Origin of the sequence: Micropruina sp., from assembly GCF_027492755.1 — a bacterium.
Classification (GTDB): domain Bacteria; phylum Actinomycetota; class Actinomycetes; order Propionibacteriales; family Propionibacteriaceae; genus Micropruina.
Genome location: NZ_JAPUED010000248.1, coordinates 1 through 4,790, shown reverse-complemented (window position 1 = coordinate 4,790; position 4,790 = coordinate 1). Strand labels below are relative to the sequence as shown.

The 4,790-nt window shown below is 69.6% G+C and carries 5 protein-coding genes; all 5 read right to left on the bottom strand.

From position 1 onward, the window contains the following. On the bottom strand, positions 1–1,145 hold a 1,145-nt coding region (locus Q0066_RS16700; protein WP_298135050.1), incomplete at its 3' end, for a beta-ketoacyl-ACP synthase II. A 92-nt stretch (positions 1,146–1,237) separates the two neighbouring features. Continuing rightward, entirely contained in the window at positions 1,238–1,480 is a 243-nt protein-coding gene (locus Q0066_RS16695) for an acyl carrier protein (RefSeq protein ID WP_298135049.1), read from the bottom strand. A 54-nt stretch (positions 1,481–1,534) separates the two neighbouring features. Continuing rightward, a complete protein-coding gene (locus Q0066_RS16690; RefSeq protein WP_298135048.1) occupies positions 1,535–2,530 on the bottom strand; it encodes a beta-ketoacyl-ACP synthase III in 996 nt (331 codons plus the stop codon). Continuing rightward, on the bottom strand, positions 2,527–3,453 hold the full coding sequence (locus tag Q0066_RS16685) for an ACP S-malonyltransferase (protein WP_298135047.1): 927 nt from the start codon (positions 3,451–3,453) through the stop codon (positions 2,527–2,529). Before Q0066_RS16685 ends, Q0066_RS16690 begins: the two co-directional genes overlap by 4 nt. 132 nt (positions 3,454–3,585) lie before the next feature. Beyond that, a complete protein-coding gene (locus Q0066_RS16680; protein ID WP_298135046.1) occupies positions 3,586–4,779 on the bottom strand; it encodes a helix-turn-helix domain-containing protein in 1,194 nt (397 codons plus the stop codon). Between the last annotated feature and the right edge of the window lie 11 nt (positions 4,780–4,790).

The window sequence follows — 4,790 nt, the reverse complement described above, 5'->3', positions numbered from 1 at the left end:
GCGGCGATGTCGATGCCGAGATCGGGCTCCGGGTTGTCCAGGTTGATCGTCGGCGGGATCAGCCGATCGTGCAGCGCCATCACGGTGGCCAGGGTCTCCAGCGCCCCGGCACCGCCGAGCAGGTGCCCGGTCATCGACTTGGTCGAGGTCACCACGCAGCCGTCGACCGCATTGCCGAGGCCGTGCCGGATGGAGCCGGCTTCGGTCAGGTCACCCTGCGGCGTCGAGGTGCCATGGGCGTTGACGTGCTTGATGTCGGACGCGGTGAGTCCGGCGTCCTTGATCGCCTTCTGCATGGCGCCGTACTGCCCGGCACCGCTCGGATCGGGCTGGACGATGTCGTGGCTGTCGGCGGTGATGCCGGCGCCGGCCAAGGTTCCGTAGATCGTCGCCCCGCGGGCTTTGGCGTGTTCCAGGGTCTCGATCACCAGCGCGGCCGAGCCCTCGCCCATCACGAAGCCGTCCCGTCCGATGTCCCAGGGCCGGGACGCCTTCTCCGGCTCGTCGTTGCGGCGCGACAGTGCCTGCATCTGGCCGAACGCGGCGATCGGCAGCGGATGGATGGTGGCTTCGGTGCCGCCGACGACGGCGATGTCGGCACGCCCCAGCCGCAGCTGGTCGAGCGCCAGCGCGATCGCCTCATTGGACGACGCACAGGCCGAAACCGGGGTGTGTACGCCGGCCTTGGCGCTGATCGCCATACCGACGTTCGCCGCCGGCGCATTGGCCATCAGCATCGGAATGGTGAACGGGCTGACCCGGCGATACCCCTTGTCGCGGTGGGCATCCCAGTTGTTGAGCAGCGAATGCAGGCCGCCGATGCCGCTGGCCAGCGAGACGATCAGCCGCTGCGGATCGACCTCGTTCTCGGTGCTCCAGGTGAGCCCGGCATCCTGCCAGGCCTCCTGTGCCGCGATCAGCGCCAGCTGGGTGGACCGGTCGAGACGCCGCGCCTTGACCCGGTCGATGATGGTCGACGGATCGACCTTGACCTTGGCGGCGATCTTGACCGGAAGTTCCTCGACCCACTCTTCGGTGATCCGGCTGACGCCGGACGTACCGGCGAGCAGGGCCGCCCAGGTCGAGCGCGCATCGCCGCCGAGCGGGGTGGTGGCTCCAATGCCGGTAATCACAATCTCAGGCATGATTCTCCGAATTCTCCGAGGTGGTTCGGGGACGGATGGTGGTGGGACCCGGGCCCGCCTTCCAGCGGGCCCGGGTCACCCGGCGGCACAGATCAGCTGTGCGCCTCGACGTACGCCACAGCGTCGCCGACGGTCTTGAGGTTCTTGGAGTCCTCGTCCGGAATGGTGACGCCGAACTTCTCCTCACAACCGACGATGATCTCGACCATCGCCAGCGAGTCAACGTCGAGATCGTCGACGAAGGACTTGTCCAGCTGGACGTCCTCGACCGGCACACCGGCGACGTCGTTGACGAGCTCAGCCAGCTGAGCACGGATCTCTTCGGTGGTGGCCATAGGGTTTCTCCTTGTCGTAGGGCCTTTCCGGGGGATCCCGGAAGAACTAAATGATCAGGGTAGGGTCACAACCTGCCCGGCGTACACCAGGCCGGCGCCGAAGCCGATCAACAATGCGGTCTGTCCGGACTTCGCCTCGCCCGAGCTGAGCAGGGCGTCCATCGCCATCGGCACGGACGCCGCGGAGTTATTGCCGAACTGTTTGATGGTGCGGGCCACCACGACGTGCTCGGGCAATTTGAGGTGACGCAGCATCGTGTCGGTAATCCGGTTGTTGGCCTGATGGGGAATGAACACGTCCAGGTCTTCGGGGGCCAGTCCGGCGGCGTCCAGCACACTCTTGGTGGCCTCGGTGATGAAGCCCGTCGCCCACTTGAAGACCGGACGGCCATCCATCGCCAGATAGGGCCGTTCGCCGCTCGAGAGTGCCTCGTTCCATTCGGTGGTCTGGCCGATCACATCGGCCTGGCCGCCGTCGGAGCCCCAGACCACCGGGCCGATGCCGTTGGTCTCGCTGGGGCCGACCACGGCCGCGCCGGCGCCGTCGGCGAACAGGAACGCCGTGCTGCGATCGTGGATGTCGGTGAATCGGCTGAGCTCCTCGACACCGATCACCAGCGCGTAGCGGGCGCCGCCCGAACGGACCAGGGCTTCGGCCTGGGCCAGGCCGTAGCAGAAGCCGGCGCAGGCGGCCGAGATGTCGTAGGCGGCGCCGTTGGTGCCCAGTCGGTGGGCCAGCTTGGCCGCCAGGCTGGGGGTCTGGTGGAAGTAGGTGACGGTGGCGACGATCACCGCGCCGATCTCGGCAGCCGGGACACCGGACCGTTCGATCGCGGTGCGGGCGGCGCTCAGCGCCATCGACTCGACGTCTTCACCCTCACCGACCCAACGGCGCTCGGCGATGCCGGTGCGCTGCTGGATCCATTCGTCGGAGGAGTCGATCCAGGTGCACATCTCGGCGTTGTCGACCACCCGCGACGGCACGAACGAGGCGATCGACAGCAGCCGGGCGAACGGACCGCCGGCGCTGGCGGTGATCGGGGCGGTCATGCCGCCACCCCCGCATGCTCGGCCACGAAGGCGCGGGCGTCGGTGAGCTGATCCGGGGTGTTCAGGTTGAACAAGGCGACTCCCTTGAGATTGCGCTTGGCGATGCCGGTCAGCGTGCCAGCCGGCGGAAGTTCGAGGATTCCGGTGACACCCAACGCGGCGAGGGTGTCAAGGCACAGATCCCACCGCACCGGGTTGCCGACCTGGCTGACCAGCCGGCTCAGCACCTCGGCGCCGTCGTCGACCACCGCGCCGTCGGCGTTGCTCAGCAGCTTGGTGGTCGGGGTCGCCGTGCTGAGGCCGGAAGCGAGTTCGGCGAGCTCTGCGACGGCGGGTTGCATGTGAACGGTGTGGAACGCGCCGGCCACGCTGAGCTGGATCAGCCGCGCGCGGGCCGGCGGGTTGGCGGCGAGTTCGGCCAGTTGCTCGACGGTGCCGGCGGCGACGATCTGGCCCTTGCCGTTGTTGTTGGCGGCGGTCAGCCCCGCCGCCTCGATCGCGGCGGCTACCTGGTCGGGCACGCCGCCCACGACGGCCATCATCGAGGTCGGACGCAGCGCGGACGCCGCGGCCATGCCCCGGCCGCGGGTTGCGACGAAGCGCATCGCGTCCTGGTCGGAAAGGACGCCGACCAGTGCCGCCGCGGTGATCTCGCCAACGCTGTGGCCGGCGACGACGTCCGGTGCCGGACTGTCGCCGAGCAGCGCCCGGCCGGCGACCAGGCCGGCGGCGACCAGCAGCGGCTGGGCGACGTCGGTGGCGCGAATCGCGTCGGCGTCCGCCTCGGTGCCGTAGTGCGCCAGATCGACCCCGGCGACCTCCGAGAGCGCATTCAACTGGTCGCGCGCGGCCGCGTCCGCCAGCCAGGGGCCGAGGAAGCCGGGCGTCTGAGCGCCCTGGCCGGGCGCGAGGATTGCAAGCACGGGAATACTCTTGCGCGAATCGGCTCAGGAATGACAGCGGGACATGACGAAAATCTCACAGACCTTCTTGTCGGATTCCTACAACCGGCCGCGTAGTCAGACGGGGGCACCGGTGGCCGGGCTTTGTGGCAATCACGAGGTCATCAGCCTGCCGAGGGTGACGGCGAGGCGCAGCACGTAGGCGCTGCGGGCCTCGGCGGGGTGGTAGCCGGAGACCTCCGCGATCCGTCGCAGCCGGTACCGGACGGTGTTCGGATGGACGAACAGGCTGCGGGCGGTGGCCTCCACCGACCCGCTGTTGTCCAGGTAGGCGACCAGGGTGTCGAGCAGGTCGGCGCCGGCATCGCGCAACGGGCCGTAGATCTCGCGGGCCAGGATCCGCCGGGCGTGGCCGTCTCCGGCGAGGGCTCGCTCGGGCAGCAGATCCTCCGCGGCCACCGGACGTGGTGCGCTCGGCCAGGCGTCGGCCGCACGGATGCCGGAGAGTGCGCCGCGGGCCGAGGTGGCCGCCTCGACCAGGTCGCTGACTTCCGGACCGACCACGATGTGACCCGGTCCGAAATGATCGGCGATCTCGGTGATCACCGACAGCGCGGTGCCGGCCGTGCCCGAATGGCCGCCCAGGACGACCACCAGCCGCTCACCCTGGGTGGAGGCCAGTAGATCGAAGCCGCGCTCGGCCACCGCGCGGCGCATCGACTCGATGGCGTGGTCCTTCGCGGGCGCCTCGCCGATCGTGACGGTGATCGCGGCAGGGGAGCGCCAACCCAGCGTGGACGCGCGGGAGAGCACCGTTTCGTCCGTTTCGCCCCGGATCACCGCATCGACGACAAGTGCCTCGAGCCGGGCATCCCAGCCGCCGCGGGCCTCGGCGGCCCGGGCGTAGACCTCGGCGACCCCGAAGGCGATCTCACGGGAGTACTGCACGATCGCCAGGTAGACCCCCGACCGGTCGCCGCGGGGGACCAACCGATCCAGCTGGTTCTCCACGGTGTCGATGGTGGTGCGGATCAGGTCGACGCTCTGGTGCAGCGTGATCCGACGCATCAGCGTCCGCGGGGCTGCGTCGAACACCTCGGCCGGGTTGACGTCGCGGCCGTCGTCGGCGAACCAGCGGATGAAGCCGTCGATGCCGGCCCGGGCGACCAGGGTGACCGACGAGCGGTGTTCGGCGTCGAGCTCGCCGAACCAGGGGTGACGGTCCTCGATCTCGGCCAGCGCGGCGGTCGTCAGGTCGCCGGCGGACTGGGCGAGGCGCCGGGCAACGGTTGACCGCTGCCGGCCGGACTGCGGCCAGCCGCGTCCGATTCCTGGAATGGCAGCCACCGATCTCCCTT